We start from the raw sequence: 21,242 nt of genomic DNA, 5'->3' as shown, positions 1-21,242 counted from the left end.
CATCTGCCTGGCCGTTCGGCCGGCGCCCTGCGAGGAAGGCGTATTCTACGTGATCGGCGCGTCGTGTCAACCGGTGATCTTCAAGCCTCCGAGGAAGCGAAGCGGATGACCGAGCGATCGACTCCAGTGTCTGAAGCGATGCCCGATCGAGCGGTGAACATTCTACCGTTTCCGGCGGACTTGTCAATCGAGCGTTTTCGACAACCTTCGAAAAACCTCAAGAAAAACAAGTGCTTCTACCACTCATCACCGCCTGCAACGTTGCCCGTCGCCGGCAGCGGATGTGTACTTTACGGATTCTCCCGCAGCGACGCAAGGGCTTTATCTAAAAATATAGTTCAGCCGATGACAGCGGCCAAGGAGAGGTCCATGCCGTTTCGGCATGCCCCTCCCCGCCCTTCGACACTAGGTCAGCAGATCGAGGAAACGATCGACCGGCATCGCCTCGAAGCGGGCCCGATCACGGCACAGCTCGAGGATTCGCTCGGCACGGGTCGGGGGGAAACGCGTCGACAGGTGGCGCCGACACTTCTCCTCGAGCAGCGGCAGCGCCTCGGCGCGACGGCGGCGATGGCCGAGCGGATATTCGACCTCGACCCGCTCGGTGGCGCTGCCATCAGCGAAGAACACCTGGACGGCATTGGCGATGGAGCGCTTTTCAGGATCGAGATAGTCCCGGGAATAGCGCGGCTCCTCGACCACCTCCATCTTACCGCGCAGGGCATCGATGAGTGGATGAGCGGCGTGGAAATCGTCCTCGTAGTGCTCGGCGGTGAGTTCGCCGAAGGCCAGCGGGACCGCCGTCATGTACTGCAGGCAGTGGTCGCGATCGGCGGGGTTGGCCAGGCTCCCCTCCTTGGAGATGATGCGGATCGCCGACTCCTGTGTCGTGATGACGATACGCGCGACGTCGTACAGCCGGTCTCTCACCTCGGGGTACAGCGCGACCGCGGCTTCACAGGCCGTCTGGGCGTGGAACTCGGCGGGAAAGGCGACCTTGAACAGCACGTTCTCCATCACGTAGCTGCCGAATTCGCGCGGGAGGCGCAATCGCCGCTCGACTTCAGGCTTGAGCGCCAGATCCTTGCAGGAGTGGCTGAACGAGACGTCATGAAATCCCCACTGCGGCGCGCTGAGCACTCCCGGGATGCCCATCTCGCCGCGCAAGGCGATATCGGCCAGGCGTACGCCGCGTGAGGTCGCATCCCCCGCCGCCCAGCTCTTGCGCGAGCCGGCATTCGGCGCGTGACGATAGGTCCGCAGGCTCTGGCCGTCGACGAAGGCGTGGGACAGCGCGGAGAGCAGCTGCTCGCGGTCGGCGCCCATCAAACGAGCGGCTACCGCGGTCGATGCCACCTTGACCAGCACCACATGATCGAGGCCGACCCGATTGAAGGCGTTCTCGAGCGCCAGCACGCCCTGTATCTCGTGAGCCTGGATCATCGCCTCGAGCACATCGCGCATGACCAGCGGCGACTCGCCGCGGGCCACGCGCTTCTGGGACAGGTGATCGGCCACCGCCAGGATGGCCCCGAGGTTATCGGAGGGATGGCCCCACTCGGCGGCCAGCCAGGTGTCGTTGTAGTCGAGCCAGCGGACCATGGCGCCGATGTCCCAGGCCGCCTTGACCGGGTCGAGCCGAAAGGCGGTGCCGGGCACTCGGGCGCCATGGGGCACGACGGTACCCTCTACCAGCGGGCCGAGGTGCTTGGTGCATTCGGGAAAACGCAGCGCCAGCAGGCCGCAGCCCAGCGTATCCATCAGACAGTAGCGCGCCGTCTCGAAGGCCTCGTCGCTGCCGATGCGGCCCTCGAGCACGTAATCGGCGATCCCCTGCAGCAGCTCATCGTAGTCCGGCCGGACGTTGCGCTCGACGGTGGTGCTCATACGGCCTCCTGCCAAGGTTCGCGGGTGTCTTCCTCAAGATAGCGAGACCTAGAAGCTGTCGCCCGGCACCCTGACCCATCCCTCCATCAGCACCCTCGCGCTGCGGCTCATGGTCGCCTTGAGCGCCGTCCAGCCGCTGCCGGCCTGACGCGCCTCGGCGCCCACCCGCAGCGTGCCCGACGGATGACCGAAGCACACCGAGGTGCGCTCGCCACCGCCGGCGGCCTGACTGACCAGGGTGCCCGGCACCGCCGCCGCGCTGGCGATGGCCACCGCGGCGGTGCCCATCATCGCGTGATGCAGCTTGCCCATGGACATCGCCCGCACCAGCAGGTCGATCTCGGCGGCACTCACGGCCTTGCCGCTGGAGGCGACATAGTCGGCCGGCGGCGCCACGAAGGCCACCTTGGGCGTGTGCTGACGCTGAGCCGCTTCCTCGGGCCGGCCGATCAGCCCCATGCGCAGCGCCCCCTGGGTGCGGATCGCCTCGAGGCGCGCCAGCGCTTCGGTGTCATTGTTGATCGCCTCCTGCAGCTCGGTGCCGGTATAGCCGATGGCCGCCGCCTCGACGAACACCGTGGGAATGCCGGCGTCGATCAGCGTCGCCTGCAGGGTGCCGATGCCCGGCAACTCGAGCTCGTCGACCACGTTGCCGGTGGGGAACATGGCGCCCTCCCCGTCCGCCGGGTCCATGAAGTCCACCGCCACCTCGGCGGCCGGGAAGGTCACGCCGTCGAGCGCGAAGTCGCCGGTCTCCTGGACCTCGCCGTCACGCATCGGCACATGGCCGACGATGGTCTTGCCGATATTGGCCTGCCAGATGCGCACCTCGGCGATGCCGTCGCGGGGAAGACGCGCCGGATCGACCAGGCCGCTGGCGATGGCGAAGGGCCCCACCGCCGACGAGAGGTTGCCGCAGTTGCCGCTCCAGTCGACGAAGGGCGCGTCGATGGACACCTGGCCGAACAGATAGTCGACGTCGTGATCGGGACGCTCGCTCTTCGACAGGATCACCGTCTTGCTGGTGCTCGAAGTCGCCCCGCCCATGCCGTCGATCTGCTTGCCATAGGGATCGGGGCTGCCGATCACCCGCAGCAGCAGGGCATCGCGGGCCGGCCCGGGCACGCGGGCGGCCTCGGGCAGATCATCGAGGCGGAAGAACACGCCCTTGCTGGTACCGCCACGCATATAGGTGGCGGGAATGCGAACCTGTGGAACCCGGCTCATGCGCTGGTCGCCTCCTCGCACTCTTTCCCTTCCAGGAAGTCCTCGGCGAAGCGCTGCAACACCCCCCCGGCCTTGTAGATGGACACCTCCTCGGCGGTATCCAGGCGGCAGATCACCGGCACGCGCTCGCTGTCTTCCGTGCGCTCGCCACCAGCGCGATGAATCACCAGCGTCAGCGTCGCGCCCGGCGCAGGTTCGCCCTCCACGTCATAGGTCTCGGTGCCGTCGAGCGCCAGCGTGTGGCGGGTGGTGCCGGGCTCGAACTGCAGCGGCATCACGCCCATGCCGATGAGGTTGGTGCGGTGGATACGCTCGAAGCCCTCGGCGACGATCGCCTCCACGCCGGCCAGCGCCACGCCCTTGGCCGCCCAGTCCCGTGACGAGCCCTGGCCGTAGTCGGCGCCGGCGATGATGATCAGCGGCTGGCGGCGTTCCATGTAGGCCTCGATGGCCTCCCACATGCGGGTGACCTTGCCTTCCGGCTCGAGGCGCGCCAGCGAGCCCTGGATCACCTCGCCGTTCTCGTCGCGCACCATCTCGTTGAACAGCTTGGGATTCGCCAGCGTGGCGCGCTGGGCGGTGAGATGGTCACCGCGGTGGGTGGCGTAGGAATTGAAGTCCTCTTCCGGCAGGCCCATCTTCGCCAGGTACTCGCCGGCGGCGCTGTCGGCCATGATGGCGTTGGACGGCGACAGATGGTCGGTAGTGATGTTGTCCGGCAGGATCGCCAGCGGCCGCATGCCCTTGAGCCCGCGCTCGGCCGCCATGGTGCCTTCCCAGTAAGGCGGCCGGCGGATATAGGTACTCTGCGGACGCCAGTCATAGAGCGGGCTCTCGGCGGCTTCCACCGCGTCGAGATCGAACATCGGAATATAGACCTCGCGGAACTGCTCAGGCTTGACGTACTCGCCGACGATGGCATCGATCTCCTCATCCGTGGGCCACAGGTCCTTGAGGGTGATCGGCTTGCCGTCGGCATCGAAGCCCAGTGCGTCCTGCTCGATGTCGAAGCGCACCGTGCCGGCGATGGCGTAGGCCACCACCAGCGGCGGCGAGGCCAGGAAGGCCTGCTTGGCATAGGGATGAATGCGCCCGTCGAAGTTGCGGTTGCCAGACAGCACGGCCGTCGAATAGAGATCGCGGTCGATGATCTCCTGCTGGATCTTCGGGTCCAGGGCACCGGACATGCCGTTGCAGGTGGTGCAGGCGTAGGCGACGATGCCGAAGCCGAGCTTCTCGAGCTCCGGCAGCAGGCCGGCCTCTTCCAGGTAGAGGCGCGCGACCTTGGACCCCGGCGCGAAGGACGACTTCACCCAGGGCTTGCGCACGAGGCCCAGCGCGTTGGCCTTCTTGGCCAGCAGGCCGGCGGCCACCACGTTGCGCGGATTCGACGTGTTGGTGCAGCTGGTGATGGCGGCGATGATCACCGCGCCATCGGGCATTCTGCCCGCCTTCTCCTCTTCCTGTGCCTTGTCGTAATCGATGGCGATGCCGCGGTCGTGCAGCGCGTTGGTCGGCAGGCGGCGGTGCGGATTGGACGGCCCGGCCAGGTTGCGCTCGACGCTGGAGAGGTCGAACTCCAGCACCCGCTCGTAGGCGGCGCCGACCAGGTCATCGGACCACAGGCCGGCGGTCTTGGCATACTGCTCGACCAGCGCCACCTGCTCCGGCTCGCGGCCGGTCAGCGTCAGATAGTCGAGGGTCTGGTCGTCGATATAGAACATCCCCGCCGAGGCGCCGTATTCCGGCGTCATGTTGGAGATGGTGGCGCGGTCGCCGATGGTCAGGCTCGCCGCGCCCTCGCCGAAGAACTCCAGGTAGGCTCCCACCACCCGCTCGTTGCGCAGGAACTCGGTGATCGCCAGCACGATATCGGTGGCGGTGATACCGGGTTTGCGCTGGCCGGTCAGCCGCACGCCGACGATGTCGGGCAGGCGCATCATGGAGGGACGCCCCAGCATCACGGTCTCGGCCTCGAGGCCGCCGACGCCGATGGCGATCACCCCCAGGCAGTCGATGTGCGGGGTATGGCTGTCGGTGCCCACACAGGTATCCGGGAAGGCGACGCCGTCGCGCGACTGCACCACCGGCGACATCTTCTCCAGGTTGATCTGGTGCATGATGCCGTTGCCGGCGGGGATGACGTCGACGTTCTCGAAGGCGGTGCGCGTCCAGTCGATGAAGTCGAAGCGATCCTCGTTGCGGCGATCCTCCACCGCCCGGTTCTGCTCGAAGGCGTCCGGCTCGTAGCCGGCATGCTCCACGGCCAGGGAGTGGTCGACGATCAGCTGGGTCGGCACCACCGGATTGACCCTGGCCGGGTCGCCGCCGCGCTCGGCGATGGCGTCGCGCAGACCGGCCAGGTCGACGAGCGCGGTCTGGCCGAGGATGTCGTGACAGACCACCCGGGCCGGGTACCAGGGGAAGTCCAGGTCGCGCCTGCCGTCGATGATCTGCTCGAGGGCGGCGTCGCGCAGGCCCGGCTCGCAGCGGCGCACCAGCTGCTCGGCCAGCACCCGGGCGGTGTAGGTCAGGGTGTCATAGGCGCCGGGGCGAATCGCCTCGACCGCCTCGCGGGTATCGAAGTAGTCCAGCCCGGTGCCGGGCAGGGGCTTGCGGTAATCGGTGTTCATGGCGTGGGCACCCTCGGATCGGGTCGTGGACATGGAAAGAGGCAACGGCAGAGGCGATCCAGCCGGGGACAAGGCGAAGCGAGGGTCCTACGCCATGGATGGCGTCGGTAGCGCCCAGGGATGGATTCACAGCGCCCTCGCGTAGGCTTGTCCCCGGCGACACTCATGGCCGGGACATCGACCTGGAGCGTCAGTCGCGCTCCTCGATCGGCACCCACTCGCTGTGCTCCGGCCCGGTGTAGTCGGCGCTCGGGCGAATGATGCGGTTGTTCTCGCGCTGCTCGAAGACGTGGGCACACCAGCCGGTCACCCGCGAGCAGACGAAGATCGGGGTGAACAGCTTGGTCGGAATATCCATGAAGTGATAGGCGCTGGCGTGGAAGAAGTCGGCGTTGCAGAACAGCTTCTTCTCGCGCCACATCACCGCCTCGACACGCTCGGAGACCGGATAGAGCACGCTGTCGCCCACGTCCTCGGCCAGCTGCTTCGACCACTGCTTGATGATGGCGTTGCGCGGATCGGACTCGCGATAGATCGCGTGGCCGAAGCCCATGATCTTGTCGCGGCGGGAGAGCATGCCGAGGATCTCGCGCTCGGCCTCTTCCGGCGACTGCCAGTCCTCGATCATCGCCATGGCCGCCTCGTTGGCGCCGCCGTGCAGCGGGCCGCGCAGCGAGCCGATGGCGCCGGTCACACAGGAGTGCATGTCGGAGAGCGTCGAGGCGCAGACCCGCGCGGTGAAGGTCGAGGCGTTGAACTCGTGCTCGGCATAGAGAATCAGCGAGACGTTCATCACCCGGGCATGCAGCTCGGAAGCCGGCGCGCCGCGTAGCAGGTGCAGGAAGTGCCCGCCCACGGACTCGTCGTCGGTTTCGGTGTCGATGCGCACGCCGTCGTGGCTGAAGCGATACCAGTAGCAGATGATCGAGGGCAGCGCCGCCAGCAGGCGGTCGGCGACGTCCTGCTGCTGCTCGAAGCTCTCTTCGGTCTCGAGGTTGCCGAGCATCGAGGCGCCGGTGCGCATCACGTCCATGGGGTGGGCATCGGCCGGAATCTGCTCGAGCACGGTCTTCAGCGCCGGCGGCAGGCCGCGCAGGCCCCGGAGCTTGGCGATGTAGGCATCGAGCTCGGCCCGGTTCGGCAGCTTGCCCTTGAGCAGCAGGTAGGCCACTTCCTCGAAGCGCGCCTTGTCGGCCAGCTCGGCGATGTCGAAGCCGCGATAGGTCAGGCCGGCACCGCTCTTGCCGACGGTGCACAGGGCGGTGGAGCCGGCGCTCTGGCCGCGCAGGCCGGCACCGCCGATCGGTGTCTTGTCTGCCATGGTGTCTCTCCTCTTGCTGCGTGAACTTGGCGTGGTCTTGTTGTTCGAATCCGGCTTCGGGGCGCGCTCAGGCGTCCTCGCCCTTGTCGGCGAAGAGCGCATCGAGCTTGCGCTCGAAGTCGTGATAGTTGAGGAAGTCGTACAGCTCCTCCCGGGTCTGCATCTGGTCCACCACGTCGCGCTGATGGCCCTGGTCGTGGATGCTCTGATAGACCCTGAGCGCCGCTGCGTTCATGGCACGGAAGGCCGACAGCGGATACAGCACCATGCGGCAGCCGACTTCGGCGAGCTCCTGCTGGGTGAACAGCGGAGTGGCGCCGAACTCGGTGATGTTGGCAAGGATCGGCGCGTCGAGGCGCTCGCAGAAGGCGCGGTAGTCGTCCAGGGTATGCACGGCCTCGGCGAAGATGGCGTCGGCACCGGCCTCCAGGCAGGCATTGGCACGCTCGATGGCGGCCTCCAGCCCTTCCTTCTGGAAGGCGTCGGTGCGGGCGATCAGATAGAAGTCCGGATCGAGGCGCGCGTCGGCGGCGGCCTTGATGCGGTCGACCATCTCCTGCTGGGAGACGATGGCCTTGTTGGGGCGATGCCCGCAGCGCTTCTGGGCCACCTGGTCCTCCAGATGCACGGCGGCGACGCCGGCACGCTGCATCTCCTTCACCGTGCGGGCGATGTTGAAGGCACCGCCCCAGCCGGTATCGATGTCCACCAGCAGTGGCAGGTCGGTGGCGCCGCAGATGCGGTGAGCATCCTCGACCACATCGTTCATGGTGGTCATGCCCAGATCCGGCAGGCCGAAGGAGGCGTTGGCCACGCCGCCGCCGGACAGGTAGATCGCCGGGTGGCCGACGCGTTCGGCCATCATCGCGGTGTAGGCATTGATGGTGCCGACGATCGGCAGCGGCCGACTGGCCTCGAGGGCGGCGCGGAAACGGGCGCCGGGCGTCGCTTGGGTCATGGGTTTCTCCGGTCGGTGGCGGCGGCCTGGGAAGCGGCCGACTGTTCCTGTTCGAGGACGGCGGCGTAGCGCTCGACGACGTTCTCCCGCGAGGCACTGACGTGGCGCCGCATCAGCAGTTCGGCGAGCTCGGCGTCGCCGGCCTCGATGGCATCGACGATGCGGTGGTGCTCGACGAAGGCCCGCTGGGGACGCGAGCCGCTGGCGCTGAACTGGGTGCGATACAGCCGCACCAGGTAGTAGAGGTCATCGCACAGCATGCCCATCAGCATCCTGTTGTGGCTGCCCTGGACGATGCGGTAGTGGAAGTCCAGATCGCCCTCGCGCTGGTAGTAGGCCTCGCCGCGGCTCAGATCGCTCTGCCGCTCGTGCAGCGCCAGCACCTCGCGCAGCCCGGCGATCTCCTCGGGCGTCATGTGCTCGGCGGCAATCCGCGCCGCCATGCTCTCCAGCGCCTCGCGCACGTCGAACAGTTCGAGCAGCTCCTTGATCGACAGCTTCACCACCCGGGCGCCCACGTGGGGGACGCGCTCGATCAGGCGATGCCCCTCGAGGCGGCGCATCGCCTCGCGCAGCGGCCCGCGGGAGATGCCGTAGGTCCGAGACAGGCCGGGCTCGGTGATCTTGCTGCCCGGCGCCAGCTCGCCGCGCACGATGGCCTCCTGCAGCTGCTGGAAGACGCGTTCCGCCAGGGTGCGGACCTCGGGCGTGGTGGCCGATGGAATCTGGACGTTGGTCATGGTAATTGTCGACAATCAAGGAATGTAAGCACTCTAGCCAGTGCCATCTCGGGGGTCAATACGCCCAATGATCGCACTTCTCCCCCTTTGGTTGTAAACAACCAAGCGATCGCTCGGGCAAGGTGACCGCCCACCCAGGCTCGTACCGACCGCGAGCCGCCGGGCGACGGGACAAAGCCCTCGCCGGCGCCTAGAATGTGCCGCCTGACGAGGGAAACCGCATCGATGACATCACCACTCGAGATCACCCCCCTGCCCTATCGGGACTCGCCCCTGGCCACCTTCGCCGCCCTGCGCCAGCGCCCGGGCGCCGTGCTGCTCGACAGCGGCCGCCCGGACGCCCCGGGCGGCCGCTACGACATCCTCTCCTGCGACCCGCTGAGCGTGCTGGAGGTCGACGCCGAGGGCCGCTGCCACGGCGATGACGTGCCCACGGACCTCGCGCCCTTCGACGCCCAGCGGGCACTGCTCGAGCGGCTGCCGCGCGACGTGCCCGACAGCGAGCTGCCCTTCCTCGGCGGGCTGATCGGCTACTGGAGCTACGACCTGGGCCGCTGCCTGGAGCCGGTGCCCGGCAGCGCGCGGCCCGCGGCCGGGCTGCCGGCGGCCCGGGTCGGCCTCTATGACTGGGCGCTGATCCAGGACCACGAGCGCCGGGAGGCCTGGCTGATCGCCACGCCGGAACGCCGCGCCGAGGTGCTGGGATGGCTGAGCAACATCGACGAGCGCGAGACGAGCGATGCAACGTTCCAGCTGACCGGCGAGTTCGGGGCCGAGCTCAGCCGTGAGGAATACCTCACGCGCTTCGACGCCGTGCAGCGCTACATCCGCGCCGGCGACTGCTACCAGATCAACCTCGCCCAGCGCTTCAGCGCCCCCTTCGAGGGCGATCTGTGGACGGCCTATCGCCGCCTGCGCCGGGCCACGCCCACGCCCTTCTCCGGCTTCCTCGAATGGGGCGAGCAGGCGATCCTGTCGCTGTCGCCGGAGCGCTTCCTGCACTGCGCCGAGGGCCGGGTGGAAACCCGCCCGATCAAGGGCACCCGGCCGCGGGGCGCCACGCCGGAAGAGGACCGCCGCCTGGCGGAGGAACTGACGACGAGCGTCAAGGATCGCGCCGAGAACGTGATGATCGTCGACCTGCTGCGCAACGATCTGGGTAGGGTATGCCGACCCGGCACGGTGCAAGTGCCGCAGCTGTGCGGGCTCGAGAGCTACGCCAACGTCCATCACCTGGTCAGCGTGGTGACCGGCGAGCTGGCCGAGCAGCAATCGCCCCTGGCGCTGCTGGCCGCGGCCTTCCCCGGCGGCTCGATCACCGGCGCCCCCAAGGTGCGCGCCATGCAGATCATCGACGAGCTGGAGCCCTCGGCGCGCAGCGCCTACTGCGGCAGCCTCGGCTACGTCGACGTGCGCGGCCACATGGACACCTCCATCGCCATCCGCACCGCCGTGGCCGACCGCGGCCGGCTGCACCTGTGGGGCGGCGGCGGCCTGGTGGCGGACTCCGAGGGCGAGGCGGAATACACCGAGACCCTGGACAAGATCCGCCATCTGATGGCGGCGCTGAGCGATCCCGACTGACGTCGCTCAGGCCGCCCGCTCGAGACGACCGCGGCCCCATCGCCCGATTAATCCGCCTTGGAATAACGAAAACGCGCTTTTAATTCTTAGCGGAATAAATACCCAAGCAATCGGTATTGGGGCCGCTCATGGCGGCTCTGCTAGGGTAGCGTCATCGAGAACACCATCATTCTGGGAGGCGCTCATGGAGCCGCAACTCGACGCCATCAATCGCGACCTGGGCCAGGACCCCGAGGCCCTGGTCCGCTGGGCCCTGGAACAGGGCGCCCGGCCGATCGTCACCACCAACTTCCGCCCCTTCGAGGCGGTGATCCTGCACATGGTCAGCCGGGTGCGCCCGGACATCCCGGTGGTGTGGATGGACCACGGCTACAACACCGAGGCCACCTACCGCTTCGCCGATGGCGTGGTGAAGCAGCTCGGCCTCAACCTGGTCAGCTACATTCCGCGTCGCACCCGGGCGCACCGCGAGGCCGTCGAGGGCCCCATGCCGGGCATCGACGACCCGCGTCACGCGGCCTTCACCGAGGAGGTCAAGCTCGAGCCCTTCAATCGCGCCCTGAGCGAGATGGCCCCGGACGTCTGGTTCACCGCGCTGCGCGCCGAGGACACCCCGGAGCGCGCCAGGATGGACCCGGTCAGCCGCAACGCCGACGGCCTGCTGAAGATCGCCCCGCTGCTGCACTGGAGCGCCCGCGACATGTATCAGTACCTGGAAGCCCACGGCCTGCCCAACGAGTTCGACTACTTCGACCCCACCAAGGTGGAAGAGAAACGCGAGTGCGGCCTGCACCTGCAGCACTGAGCCGACCGTGATGGCCAACGCCGGCGCCCGTCCAGATGGACGGGCGCCGGCGTTTCAGGTTGCTCGCGACCAGGCCCTCACAGCGCATGGCGCTCATGCAGCGCCGGGATCCGCACCTCCGAATCGGACAGCCGATCGGCGAACGCCTGCATGGCATCGACGTCGCCATGCACGAGATAGGTCACCGGGGCGCCGCCGGCGCGCCGATACCAGTCCATCAGCTCGTGGCAGTCGGCATGGGCGGAGAAGCCGTTGATGGTGTGGACACTGGCATGGACCGGAATGTCCTCACCGAAGATGCGCACCGACTCGGCGCCGTCGATGATCCGCCGCGCCAGGGTGCCCCGGGCCGCGAAGCCGACGAAGATGACGCTGCTGTCGCGGCGCCACAGGTGATGACGAAGGTGATGGCGAACCCGGCCGCCGGTGCACATTCCCGAGCCCGCCATGATCACCGCCCCGCCGCCGATCTTGTTCAGCGCCATGGAGTCGGCCGTCTCGCGGACGAAATGCAGCCCGGGCAGCTGGAAGGGGTCCCGGCCGGCCTGGAACAGGGCCCGAGTATCGTCGCCGTAGGCCTCGGGATGGCGGCGAAAGATCTCGGTGGCGGAGATCGCCATCGGCGAATCGAGAAAGACCTGGGTGGCCTGGGAGAGAATGCCGCGCTCGACGCCCTCACGCAGGAAATACAGCAGCTCCTGGGCACGCTCCAGGGCGAAGGTGGGAATGATCACGTTGCCGCCGCGCCGGAAGGTGGCGTTGATCGCGGCATAGAACTCGTCGACGGTCGGCTCGAGCGCCTTGTGGGCGCGATCGCCATAGGTGGTCTCCATCACGATCGCATCCAGGTCAGTGGCCACCTCGGGCTGCCCCAGCAGCGGGCGCCCGCGATTGCCGAGATCGCCGGAGAACAGCAGGCGCCGCTGCTCGCCGTCCTCCTCGAGCTCCAGCAGGAGACTCGCCGAGCCGAGGATATGACCGGCGTCGAGGAAGGTCGCGTGAATCCCCGGCAGCACCTGCAGGCGCTCGCCGTAGGCGGCGCAGCGACCGAAGGCGTCGAGGCTGTTCAGCGCGTCCAGCACGGTGAACAGCGGCGTCTCCTCGCGGCGGCGATGGCGGCCGTGCCGGGCGGCGCGGCGATTGTTACGAGCCGCCTCCTCTTCCTGAAGATGGGCCGCATCGAGCATCACCAGCCGGGCCAGCTCCCGGGAAGCCGGCGTGGTGATGATCTCGCCCTGAAAGCCGCGCCTGGCCAGCAGAGGAATCCGCCCGCAGTGATCCAGATGCGCGTGGGTCAGCAGCAGGACGTCGATATCGGCGGGCTCGAAGCCGAACGGCTCGGCGTTCTCCTCCTCGATCGAGCGCCCGCCCTGATAGAGGCCGCAGTCGATGAGTATCCGCTTCCCGGCGCATTCCACCAGATGGCAGGAGCCGGTCACGCCCTGATCGGCGCCATGGAAAGAGATGTTCACCGCGACCTCCCGATGCCGAAGCGGGCCCGTTGCCCGTCTTCAGCATAGATCGGGCGACAGGCCGGCGCGCGGGAGCGGGCCCTCAGCGCACCGGCAGCGCGATGTCGTCGAACAGCGCCTGCTCGTGACGCGGCCCGGCGGCAAGGGCGGCATCGACCAGTTCGCGGTCCAGGTGGTCGGCGAAGCCCTGCAGGAAGTCGTACATGAAGCTGCGCATGAAGGTGCCGCGGCGGATGGCGATCTTGGTGGTCGAGCTCTCGAACAGGTGACTGGCGTCCAGCGCCACCAGGTCGTCGTCCTGCTCAGGGTCCACCGCCATGTGGGCGACGATGCCCACGCCCATGCCCAGGCGCACGTAGGTCTTGATGACGTCGGCATCGGCGGCGGTCAGCACCACGTTGGGTGTGAGCCCCTCGGCGCGGAAGGCGTCGTCGAGCTGCGAGCGGCCGGTGAAGCCGAACACGTAGGTCACGAGCGGATACTCCGCCAGCGCCTCCAGCGTCAGCGTCTCCAGCGCCGCCAGAGGGTGCTCCTTGGGCACCAGCAGGCAGCGGTTCCAGCGATAGCAGGGCAGCAGCACCAGGTCGTTGAACAGCTCCAGCGACTCGGTGCAGATGGCGAAGTCCGCCTGCCCTTCACTGACCATCTGGGCGATCTGCTTGGGCGTACCCTGCTGCATATGCAGGGCGACGTCGGGATACTTGCGGGTGAACTCCCGGATCACCGGCGGCAGCGCGTAGCGCGCCTGAGTATGGGTGGTGGCGATCGACAGGCTGCCGCGGCGCTCGTCGCTGTGCTCCTGGGCGACGTGCTTGATATTCTCGGTCAGACGCAGCACCTGGCCGGCCAGCTCGATGATCGCCTGCCCCGCCGGGGTGACCCGGGTCAGGTGCTTGCCGCTGCGGGCGAAGATCTCCACGCCCAGCTCGTCCTCGAGCAGGCGGATCTGCTTGGAGATGCCCGGCTGGGAGGTATAGAGGCTCTGGGCGGTGGCGGACACGTTGAGGTTGTGACGCGAGACTTCCCAGATGTATCTCAGCTGCTGAAGCTTCATGCGCGCGTGTCCCCCTGGCTCGCCCGGCCGTTAAAAGACCATTGTGACATAAGAATATCATTCATAATTACTTTATAGCATAGCAGGGCAAGCGACACACGTCCGGGGAAGAGACGCCACGCTGAAACGCGGGATTTGCCAGCATCCTAACCGACCGCTAACATCGAGCCACCCAGCATGCCTGAGAGCATGCCCAGACCATCCGCGCATGATGCGCAATGCAGTAATTGGAGAATCCCCATGGCCAACAACGTCGATGTCACCAATGCCAACTTCGAGCAGGAAGTGCTGAACGCCGAGACCCCGGTGCTGCTGAAGTTCTGGGCGCCCTGGTGCGGCCCCTGCAAGGTCATGGCGCCGGTGGTCGACGAGGTCGCCGAAGAGCGCGAAGGCAGCCTCAAGATCGTCAGCATCAACGTGGATGACGCCCCGGAAATCGCCGCCGAGCAGGGCGTGCGCGGCGTGCCCACCGTGATGCTGTTCAAGTCCGGCGCCAAGGTCGCCTCACTGGTCGGCGCCCAGTCCAAGTCACAGCTGACCCAGTTCATCGATCAGAACGCCTGATCGATACCCTCAGGCTACGGTCTCCACGACGCCTCGGCTCCGGCCGGGGCGTCGTCGTCTGAGCTCAGTCGCCGCGCTCGTCCCTGCCCTCGCGCCGCTCGGAAGGCGGACGATTGGCGGTCTCCAGCGGCGCGCTGCCCGACCCCAGCAGATGGGCGATCCAGCGCGTCTGGGGATGGCTGTCGAGGGCGATCTTCAGGGTCATGGTCAGCACCACCGAGAGCAGCATGCCCACCACGCCGAAGATCCAGCCCCACACCACCAGCGACAGGAAGGCGACGAAGGTGGAGAGGCCCAGTGCGCGCCCCATGACCCGCGGCTCGACCAGATTGCCGAGCACGAAGTTCACGCCCAGGTAGGCGCCGCTGAGCATCAGCGCCTTGACCGCCCCGCCCTCCGGCGACACCAGCAGCAGCAGCACCGGCGGCAGCGCGGCAATGGCCGAGCCGATATTGGGGATATAGTTGAGGGCGAAGGCCAGTACCGCCCACAGCAGCGGGAACTCGACCCCGACCAGCTTGCAGGCCAGCCAGATCAGCGCCCCGGTGGCCAGGCTGATCACCGTCTTCACCGCCAGATAGCGCTTCAGCGTCAGGCTGAACTCCTGGAACCGGCGCAGGCTCGGCGCCGGATTGACCAGCGCCCGGGACAGCTTGTCGCGGAAGTTCAGCGTCTCGAACAGCAGAAACATCACCAGCAGCGCCACCATCACGCACTGCACCATCAGATTGCCGACCTGCCCGAGCAGCGCTGGAATCCAGCCGCCGAGCTTCTGGGCATCGAGCAGCTCGGCCAGGCGTTCGGTATCGATGGCCAGCCCCAGGCTCGCGAGTCCGTCGAGCAAGCTCAGGTAGTACTGGTAGAGCTTCTCCTCGATCCCCGGCAGGGCATCGATGAAGGTGCCGACGCTGTTGACCAGCAGCAGCCCCAGCAGCGACAGCAGCCCGCCGATCACCACCAGCGTCAGCCACACCGAGAGCCGCAGGCCGACCCCCAGGCGATTGAGCCAGTGCACCGGCGCGGTACACACGACGGCGATGAACAGCGACAGCAGCAGCGGTACCAGCAGGCTGGAGCCCACCCGCATGCCGGCGACGATCACCACCAGCGAGGCCAGCGCCAGTGTCAGGTTGAGGGGGATGCTGCTTTGATCGTCCTCGGGTGCCGCCATGCCGCCCACTCCGCCATTACAAGGACCGCCATCATGACGCCTGGGGCCCCAGGGCACAACGCGCGGGCGGCCCATGAGCGTGCAAGCTTGGTGCAATCGACCGGCGCGCCGGAACCCGGGCGCCGACCGCGGCTCCAAGCCTAGAATTCCAGGACCACGACGCCACCGCCAACAAGGAAAATCTCATGAAGCTAGATCGCCGCCCCGCTCTTCCTCTTCCCCGCCTCTCCGGCGGCCTGCTCGCCCTGGCTCTCGCCGCCCTGCCGCTGGCCGCCATGGCCGATGCCTCACCCGCGCCGCATCGCCTCGACGTTCAGGCCCGGGCCGAACTCGAGGTGGTGCCGGACCAGGCCACGCTCAGCGCCCGGCTGTGGGAGCGCACCCCGGCCATCGCCCAACGCGACGCCAGCGGCGGCGACGCCCTGGCGCTGAGCCAGGCCCGCAGCCGGCTCGAGGAACGCGCCGCCACGCTGATCCAGGCGCTCGAGGCGGCCGGCGTCGATCGCGACGCCATCAGCGCCGGCTCGCTGAGCGTACAGCCCGAGATGCTGCGCGAGCCCAGCGGCCAGGACGGCGACGGCAAGATGCTCGCGCGCACCCGCCTCGAACGCCCGGTGAATATCGAGATCAACGAACTCGACCGCCTGCCCACGATCCTCGACGCCCTGACCGAGGCCGGCGTCGACGCCCTGGACGGCGTCACCTACGACCTCGCCGACCGCGACGCGGCCACCGACGAGGCGCTGAACCAGGCCCTGCAGCGCGCGAAACACAAGGCCGAGCTGATGGCCAAGAGCCTCGGCGTCGAGCTGGGCGACGTGCTGTCGGTGAGCGAGAACCAGGCGCCGGTGTTCCAGCCGCGGATGATGGCTATGAGCGCCGACGCCCGCGAAAGCGGCGGCGCCACCGAATACCGCCCAGGCAGCCTCTCCATCGACGCCGCGGTCAGCGTCGGCTGGGAGATCGAGGGGCCACAGGGTGAGGAGTGAGGTGCGAGGTGCGAGGTGCGAGGTGCGAGGTGCGAGGTGCGAGGTGCGAGGTGCGAGGTGCGAGGTGCGAGGTGCGAGCTGAAGGCTGAAAGCCGCACATCAACAGCCTGAAACCGCCTGCCGCAAAAGAAAACCCCGAAGGCTCAACCTTCGGGGTTTCTTGTCGCTCGGCGCCCGGCGCTTAGACGTTGACCGTCTCGACGCCGCCCATGTAAGGCCGCAGCGCTTCCGGCACCGTGATCGAGCCGTCGGCGTTCTGATGGTTCTCCATCACCGCGATCAGGCAGCGCCCCACGGCTAGGCCGGAGCCGTTGAGGGTGTGCAGCAGCCGCGGCTTCTTCTCGTCGGGATGACGGAAGCGGGCCTGCATGCGGCGCGCCTGGAAGTCCTCGCAGTTGGAGATCGAGGAGATCTCGCGGTAGGTGCCCTGGCTCGGCAGCCAGACTTCCAGGTCGTAGGTCTTGGCGGCACCGAAGCCCATATCGCCGGTGCAGAGGGTCACCACGCGGTACGGCAGGTCGAGCGCCTGGAGGATCGCCTCGGCGTGGCCGCGCATCTCCTCCAAGGTGTCGTAGCTGGTCGCGGGCTCGACCAGCTGCACCATCTCGACCTTGTCGAACTGGTGCTGGCGGATCATGCCGCGGGTGTCGCGGCCGTGGGAGCCGGCCTCGCTGCGGAAGCACGGCGTGTGCGCGGTGAGGCGCATCGGCAGCTGCTTGTGCTCGAGGATCTCGCCGCGGGCGAAGTTGGTCAGCGGCACCTCGGCGGTGGGGATCAGGCGATAGCCGCGCTCGTCCTCCAGGCGGAACAGGTCCTCGCCGAACTTGGGCAGCTGGCCGGTCCCGTACAGCGAGTCGTCGTTGACCATGTAGGGGACGTAGCACTCCTCGTAGCCGTGCTCGAGGGTCTGCTTGTCGAGCATGAACTGGGTGAGAGCACGGTGCAGGCGCGCGATGGTGCCGCGCATCACCGCGAAGCGGGCGCCGGTCAGCTTGGCGGCCAGGTCGAAGTCGAGTTGGCCGGTTTGTGCGCCCAGGTCGACGTGGTCGCGGACGTCGAAGTCGAAGGTGCGCGGCGTGCCCCAGCGGTGCAGCTCGACGTTGTCGTCCTCGCTCTCGCCCTGGGGCACGCTCTCGTGGGGCAGGTTCGGCAGGCCGCTGATCTGGTCGTCCCACTCGGCCTGCAGCTCGGCCAGGCGCGACTTGGCGGCGTCCAGGCGTTCGCCCAGGTCGCTGACCTCGTCGAGCAGCGGTTGGATGTCCTCGCCGGCGGCCTTGGCCTTGCCGATCGCCTTGGACCGGGTGTTGCGCTCGTTCTGCAGGCGCTCGGTCTCGGCCTGGAGCTCCCGGCGCCGGGATTCGAGGTCGGCGAGACGAGCGGTGTCGAGGGCGAAGCCTCGGGTGGCCAGTCGTTGGGCGACCATCTCGAGGTCGCCGCGCAGCAGTTTGGGATCGAGCATGGAATCCGGTCCGTCGCAGTCGGTGAAATCAACAAACGCAAGGCGGCCATTGTAGGCAAAAGCCCGCCCCGGCGCCACGCGCCCGGGTGCGCGGCGTGGCCTGTCGCGGTACAGTAGGGATTCCTTCTCTCCCCTGCCCGCACGGCAGCGACAGCGACACTAAAAAACGCCATGATCGCCAGACTGGACACCGGGCGCCTCAGCGCCTCCGACCGCGCCGACGCGCCCTACCTGCACTTCCTCGAGGCCCTCGCGGACGCCGGCTTCGAGGGCGAGATCGCCCCCGACTACGCCAACCGCACGGTGCTGGCCACCGACAACTCGATCTACCAGCGCCTGCCCCAGGCGGTGATCTATCCCAGGAACGCCACCGACCTCGAGCGCCTGGCCCGGCTGGCCGCCCGCGACGAATTCCGCCGGGTCGCGCTCGCCCCGCGCGGCGGCGGCACCGGCACCAACGGCCAGTCGCTGACCGACGGCCTGGTGGTCGACGTCTCCAAGCACATGAACGCCATCCTCGACATCGACGTCGAGGCGCGCCGGGTGCGCGTCCAGGCCGGCGTGGTCAAGGACCAGTTGAACGCCGCGCTCAAGCCCCACGGGCTGTTCTTCGCCCCGGAGCTCTCCACCTCCAACCGCGCCACCATCGGCGGCATGATCGCCACCGACGCCAGCGGCCAGGGCAGCTGCGAGTACGGCAAGACCCGCAATCACGTGCTCGAGCTCGACAGCGTGCTGCTCGGCGGCGAGCGCCTGGTCACTCGCCCGGTGGACGAAGACGAGCTCGAGGCGCTGTGCCAGCGCGACGACACCGTGGGCCAGGTGCACCGCATGGCCCGCGAGATCATCGACACCGAGCGCGAGCGCATCCGCGAGACCTTCCCGCCGCTCAACCGCTGCCTGACCGGCTACGATCTCGCGCATCTGCGCACCGAGGACGGCAAGTTCGACCTCAACAGCGTGCTGTGCGGTGCCGAGGGCTCACTGGCCTTCACCAGCGAGGCGGTGCTCAACGTGCTGCCGATCCCGAGGCATTCGACCCTGGTCAACGTGCGCTACGCCGGCTTCATGGACGCCCTGCGCGACGCCAAGGCCCTCATGGCAAGCTCCGCCGCCCCCACCTCCATCGAGACGGTGGACGACAAGGTGCTGGGCCTGGCCCAGCAGGACTTCGTGTGGGACAGCGTCGGCGAGTTCTTTCCTGACACCGGCGACACGCCAACCCACGGCATCAACCTGGTCGAGTTCAACGACGACGACCCCGAGCGTCTGGCCGCACGGGTCGCGGCCTTCTGCGAGCACCTCGCCGAGGACGACAGCGTCACCCGGCTGGGCTACACCCAGGCCGTGGGCCGGGAGGCGATCACCCGGGTCTACGGCATGCGCAAGCGCGCCGTGGGCCTGCTCGGCAACGTCCAGGGCGAGAAGCGCCCGCTGCCCTTCGTCGAGGACACCGCGGTGCCGCCGGAGCACCTGGCCGACTACATCGCCGAGTTCCGCGCCCTGCTCGACGCCCGCGGCCTGGCCTACGGCATGTTCGGCCACGTCGACGCCGGGGTGCTGCACGTGCGCCCGGCGCTGGACATGAAGGACCCGGCCCAGGAGGCGATGATCCGCGAGATCTCCGACGAGGTCGCCGCGCTGACACAGAAATACGGCGGCCTGTTGTGGGGCGAGCACGGCAAGGGCGTGCGCTCGGAATACGCCCCGGCCTTCTTCGGCCCGCTCTACCCGAGCCTGCAGCGGCTCAAGGGCGCCTTCGATCCGCATAACCAGTTGAATCCGGGCAAGATCGCCACGCCTTTCTCTTCATTTCCCCCGCCCGAACACGCGGGTAGGGCTCCGTCGGTCGAAAATGACGCCCAGTCCCGCCCAGAAGGGGGCGAAGACGAGCAGGCCGTGAAGTGGGTCGACCCGGGGCTGCTGGCCATCGACGGGGTGCCGACCCGCGGCCAGCACGACCGCCGGATCGACGAGCGGGTCTGGCAGGCCCACGGCGACGCCGTCTACTGCAACGGCAACGGCGCCTGCTACAACTACGATCCCGACGACGCCATGTGCCCGTCGTGGAAGGCCACCCGCCAGCGTATCCACTCGCCCAAGGGGCGCGCCAGCCTGATGCGCGAATGGCTGCGCCTGCAGGGCGAGGCCGGCGTCGACGTGATCGATGCCTCGCGCGACGCCCGACGCGGCGGCGCCTGGGGCGCGCTCAAGGCCTTTCCCGGCAAGCTGAAGAACACCCTGGCCAAGCGCCGCGGCGAGGACGACTTCTCCCACGAGGTCTATGACGCCATGGCCGGCTGTCTGGCCTGCAAGTCCTGCGCCGGCCAGTGTCCGGTGAAGGTCAGCGTGCCGACCTTCCGCTCGCAGTTCCTCGAGGTCTATCACGGCCGCTACCTGCGTCCACCCCGCGACTACCTGATCGGCGGGCTGGAGTTCATGATGCCGGCGCTGTCCCGCGTGGCGCCGCTCTACAATGCCGCCCTGGACAGCCGCTGGGTCAGCCGCCTGCTGGCCGGCCCGGTGGGCATGGTCGACAGCCCCCGGCTGTCCCGGGCGCGCCTCGACAAGCAGCTCGCGGCCTGGGGCGTGGCGCCGGCCACGCCGACCACCCTCGGCCGGCTCACCGAGGCGCAGAAGGCCAACAGCGTGGTGCTGGTACAGGATGCCTTCACCAGCCACTTCGAGTCCCGGCTGGTGATGGACGTGGTCGAGCTGCTCGAGCGCCTCGACGTGCGGGTGTTCGTCGCGCCTTTCTCGCCCAACGGCAAGCCGCTGCACGTCCAGGGCTTCCTCGGTGCCTTCGAGCGTACCGCCGATAAGCAGGCCGAGCGCCTGCGGACACTGGCCGACGCCGGGGTGCCGCTGGTGGGCATCGACCCGGCCATGACCCTGACCTACCGCCAGGAGTACGTGAAGGCGCTGGGCGCCGAGGCCGTGCCCGAGGTGCAGCTGCTGCCCGAATGGTTGAGCGAGCGCGCGCCCGAGCTGGCACCGGAAGGCGCCCGTCTCGACGACCCCGGCTACCGGCTGCTCGCCCACTGCACCGAGAAGACCAACGCCCCGGGTACGCCCAAGGCCTGGCAGCGGCTGTTCGCCGCCTTCGGTCTCGAGCTCGAGGTGGTCGCCACCGGCTGCTGCGGCATGTCCGGCACCTACGGTCACGAGGCGCGCAACCTCGAGACCTCGAAGACCATCTACGCTCAGTCCTGGCAGCCGAAGGTCGAGGACCCGGCCAACGCCGGGCGGCTGCTGGCCAGCGGCTACTCCTGCCGCAGCCAGGCCAAGCGCCTCTCGGATACCGCCCTGCCCCATCCGCTGCAGGGGCTTCTGACCGCGCTCAAGCGGGCCGCCTGAGCGCGGCCCACACCTCCCCCC

The 21,242-nt window shown here is 68.2% G+C and carries 15 protein-coding genes; 5 read left to right on the top strand and 10 right to left on the bottom strand.

Features of this window, described 5'->3' with window-relative positions:
• Positions 1-405 precede the first annotated feature (405 nt).
• From prpD to MYL53_RS16600, 6 genes are all read right to left on the bottom strand, one after another.
• Positions 406-1,887 (bottom strand): 2-methylcitrate dehydratase, encoded by a 1,482-nt coding sequence (prpD, locus tag MYL53_RS16625; RefSeq protein ID WP_247855180.1) that lies wholly within the window; start codon positions 1,885-1,887, stop codon positions 406-408.
• A gap of 48 nt (positions 1,888-1,935) precedes the next feature.
• Positions 1,936-3,114 carry a 2-methylaconitate cis-trans isomerase PrpF gene (gene prpF, locus MYL53_RS16620; protein WP_247855179.1) on the bottom strand — a complete coding sequence of 393 codons (1,179 nt, stop codon included), beginning with the start codon at positions 3,112-3,114 and terminating at the stop codon, positions 1,936-1,938.
• On the bottom strand, positions 3,111-5,747 hold the full coding sequence (gene acnD, locus MYL53_RS16615; RefSeq protein ID WP_247855177.1) for a Fe/S-dependent 2-methylisocitrate dehydratase AcnD: 2,637 nt from the start codon (positions 5,745-5,747) through the stop codon (positions 3,111-3,113). The genes prpF and acnD overlap by 4 nt, the downstream gene beginning before the upstream one ends.
• Positions 5,748-5,937: 190 nt before the next feature.
• Positions 5,938-7,068 carry a bifunctional 2-methylcitrate synthase/citrate synthase gene (gene prpC / locus MYL53_RS16610; protein WP_247855175.1) on the bottom strand — a complete coding sequence of 377 codons (1,131 nt, stop codon included), beginning with the start codon at positions 7,066-7,068 and terminating at the stop codon, positions 5,938-5,940.
• Positions 7,069-7,135: 67 nt separating this feature from the next.
• A complete protein-coding gene (prpB, locus tag MYL53_RS16605) occupies positions 7,136-8,026 on the bottom strand; it encodes a methylisocitrate lyase (protein WP_247855173.1) in 891 nt (296 codons plus the stop codon).
• Entirely contained in the window at positions 8,023-8,766 is a 744-nt protein-coding gene (locus MYL53_RS16600; protein WP_247855172.1) for a GntR family transcriptional regulator, read from the bottom strand. Before MYL53_RS16600 ends, prpB begins: the two co-directional genes overlap by 4 nt.
• Positions 8,767-8,991: 225 nt before the next feature.
• Between MYL53_RS16600 and pabB the strand changes: the two genes are divergently transcribed.
• A complete protein-coding gene (pabB, locus tag MYL53_RS16595; protein ID WP_247855170.1) occupies positions 8,992-10,350 on the top strand; it encodes an aminodeoxychorismate synthase component I in 1,359 nt (452 codons plus the stop codon).
• A 184-nt stretch (positions 10,351-10,534) separates the two neighbouring features.
• Complete coding sequence (locus MYL53_RS16590; protein WP_247855169.1) at positions 10,535-11,155, top strand: phosphoadenosine phosphosulfate reductase domain-containing protein; 621 nt, start codon at positions 10,535-10,537, stop codon at positions 11,153-11,155.
• Between the two features lie 77 nt (positions 11,156-11,232).
• Here the strand turns inward: MYL53_RS16590 and MYL53_RS17350 are convergent, their stop codons facing one another.
• Positions 11,233-12,627, bottom strand: coding sequence for an MBL fold metallo-hydrolase RNA specificity domain-containing protein (locus tag MYL53_RS17350; RefSeq protein WP_247855168.1), 1,395 nt, complete (start codon positions 12,625-12,627; stop codon positions 11,233-11,235).
• An 82-nt stretch (positions 12,628-12,709) separates the two neighbouring features.
• Entirely contained in the window at positions 12,710-13,681 is a 972-nt protein-coding gene (gene cysB, locus MYL53_RS16580) for an HTH-type transcriptional regulator CysB (protein WP_247855166.1), read from the bottom strand.
• 240 nt (positions 13,682-13,921) lie between these two features.
• Here cysB and trxA point away from each other — a divergent pair, with 240 nt between their 5' ends.
• On the top strand, positions 13,922-14,245 hold the full coding sequence (trxA, locus tag MYL53_RS16575) for a thioredoxin (RefSeq protein ID WP_247855164.1): 324 nt from the start codon (positions 13,922-13,924) through the stop codon (positions 14,243-14,245).
• Positions 14,246-14,309: 64 nt separating this feature from the next.
• Here trxA and MYL53_RS16570 read toward each other — a convergent pair whose 3' ends face one another.
• Entirely contained in the window at positions 14,310-15,416 is a 1,107-nt protein-coding gene (locus MYL53_RS16570; RefSeq protein ID WP_247855163.1) for an AI-2E family transporter, read from the bottom strand.
• A gap of 185 nt (positions 15,417-15,601) precedes the next feature.
• Between MYL53_RS16570 and MYL53_RS16565 the strand changes: the two genes are divergently transcribed.
• Positions 15,602-16,405, top strand: a complete 804-nt coding sequence (locus tag MYL53_RS16565) for an SIMPL domain-containing protein (RefSeq protein ID WP_247855161.1) — start codon at positions 15,602-15,604, stop codon at positions 16,403-16,405.
• A gap of 181 nt (positions 16,406-16,586) precedes the next feature.
• Here MYL53_RS16565 and serS read toward each other — a convergent pair whose 3' ends face one another.
• Positions 16,587-17,864, bottom strand: a complete 1,278-nt coding sequence (gene serS / locus MYL53_RS16560; protein ID WP_247855160.1) for a serine--tRNA ligase — start codon at positions 17,862-17,864, stop codon at positions 16,587-16,589.
• Between the two features lie 171 nt (positions 17,865-18,035).
• On the opposite strand from serS, the gene MYL53_RS16555 reads away from it, so the two are divergent.
• Positions 18,036-21,221 (top strand): FAD-binding and (Fe-S)-binding domain-containing protein, encoded by a 3,186-nt coding sequence (locus tag MYL53_RS16555; RefSeq protein ID WP_247855158.1) that lies wholly within the window; start codon positions 18,036-18,038, stop codon positions 21,219-21,221.
• The last annotated feature ends 21 nt before the right edge of the window (positions 21,222-21,242 follow it).

This window comes from Halomonas getboli (genome assembly GCF_023094245.1).
Lineage (GTDB): Bacteria > Pseudomonadota > Gammaproteobacteria > Pseudomonadales > Halomonadaceae > Halomonas > Halomonas getboli.
Note: the sequence above shows the minus strand (reverse complement) of the source record. Positions and strands in the feature narration are given on the sequence as shown.

What these genes read in the sequence shown, in the direction of transcription:
- prpD (WP_247855180.1), bottom strand. Translation starts at nt 1,887, where the DNA reads ATGAGCACCACCGTCGAGCGCAACGTCCGGCCGGACTACGATGAGCTG.
- pabB (WP_247855170.1), top strand. Translation starts at nt 8,992, where the DNA reads ATGACATCACCACTCGAGATCACCCCCCTGCCCTATCGGGACTCGCCC.
- trxA (WP_247855164.1), top strand. Translation starts at nt 13,922, where the DNA reads ATGGCCAACAACGTCGATGTCACCAATGCCAACTTCGAGCAGGAAGTG.
- cysB (WP_247855166.1), bottom strand. Translation starts at nt 13,681, where the DNA reads ATGAAGCTTCAGCAGCTGAGATACATCTGGGAAGTCTCGCGTCACAAC.
- MYL53_RS16555 (WP_247855158.1), top strand. Translation starts at nt 18,036, where the DNA reads ATGATCGCCAGACTGGACACCGGGCGCCTCAGCGCCTCCGACCGCGCC.
- serS (WP_247855160.1), bottom strand. Translation starts at nt 17,864, where the DNA reads ATGCTCGATCCCAAACTGCTGCGCGGCGACCTCGAGATGGTCGCCCAA.
- MYL53_RS16590 (WP_247855169.1), top strand. Translation starts at nt 10,535, where the DNA reads ATGGAGCCGCAACTCGACGCCATCAATCGCGACCTGGGCCAGGACCCC.
- MYL53_RS16570 (WP_247855163.1), bottom strand. Translation starts at nt 15,416, where the DNA reads ATGGCGGCACCCGAGGACGATCAAAGCAGCATCCCCCTCAACCTGACA.
- prpC (WP_247855175.1), bottom strand. Translation starts at nt 7,068, where the DNA reads ATGGCAGACAAGACACCGATCGGCGGTGCCGGCCTGCGCGGCCAGAGC.
- prpF (WP_247855179.1), bottom strand. Translation starts at nt 3,114, where the DNA reads ATGAGCCGGGTTCCACAGGTTCGCATTCCCGCCACCTATATGCGTGGC.
- MYL53_RS16565 (WP_247855161.1), top strand. Translation starts at nt 15,602, where the DNA reads ATGAAGCTAGATCGCCGCCCCGCTCTTCCTCTTCCCCGCCTCTCCGGC.
- prpB (WP_247855173.1), bottom strand. Translation starts at nt 8,026, where the DNA reads ATGACCCAAGCGACGCCCGGCGCCCGTTTCCGCGCCGCCCTCGAGGCC.
- MYL53_RS16600 (WP_247855172.1), bottom strand. Translation starts at nt 8,766, where the DNA reads ATGACCAACGTCCAGATTCCATCGGCCACCACGCCCGAGGTCCGCACC.
- acnD (WP_247855177.1), bottom strand. Translation starts at nt 5,747, where the DNA reads ATGAACACCGATTACCGCAAGCCCCTGCCCGGCACCGGGCTGGACTAC.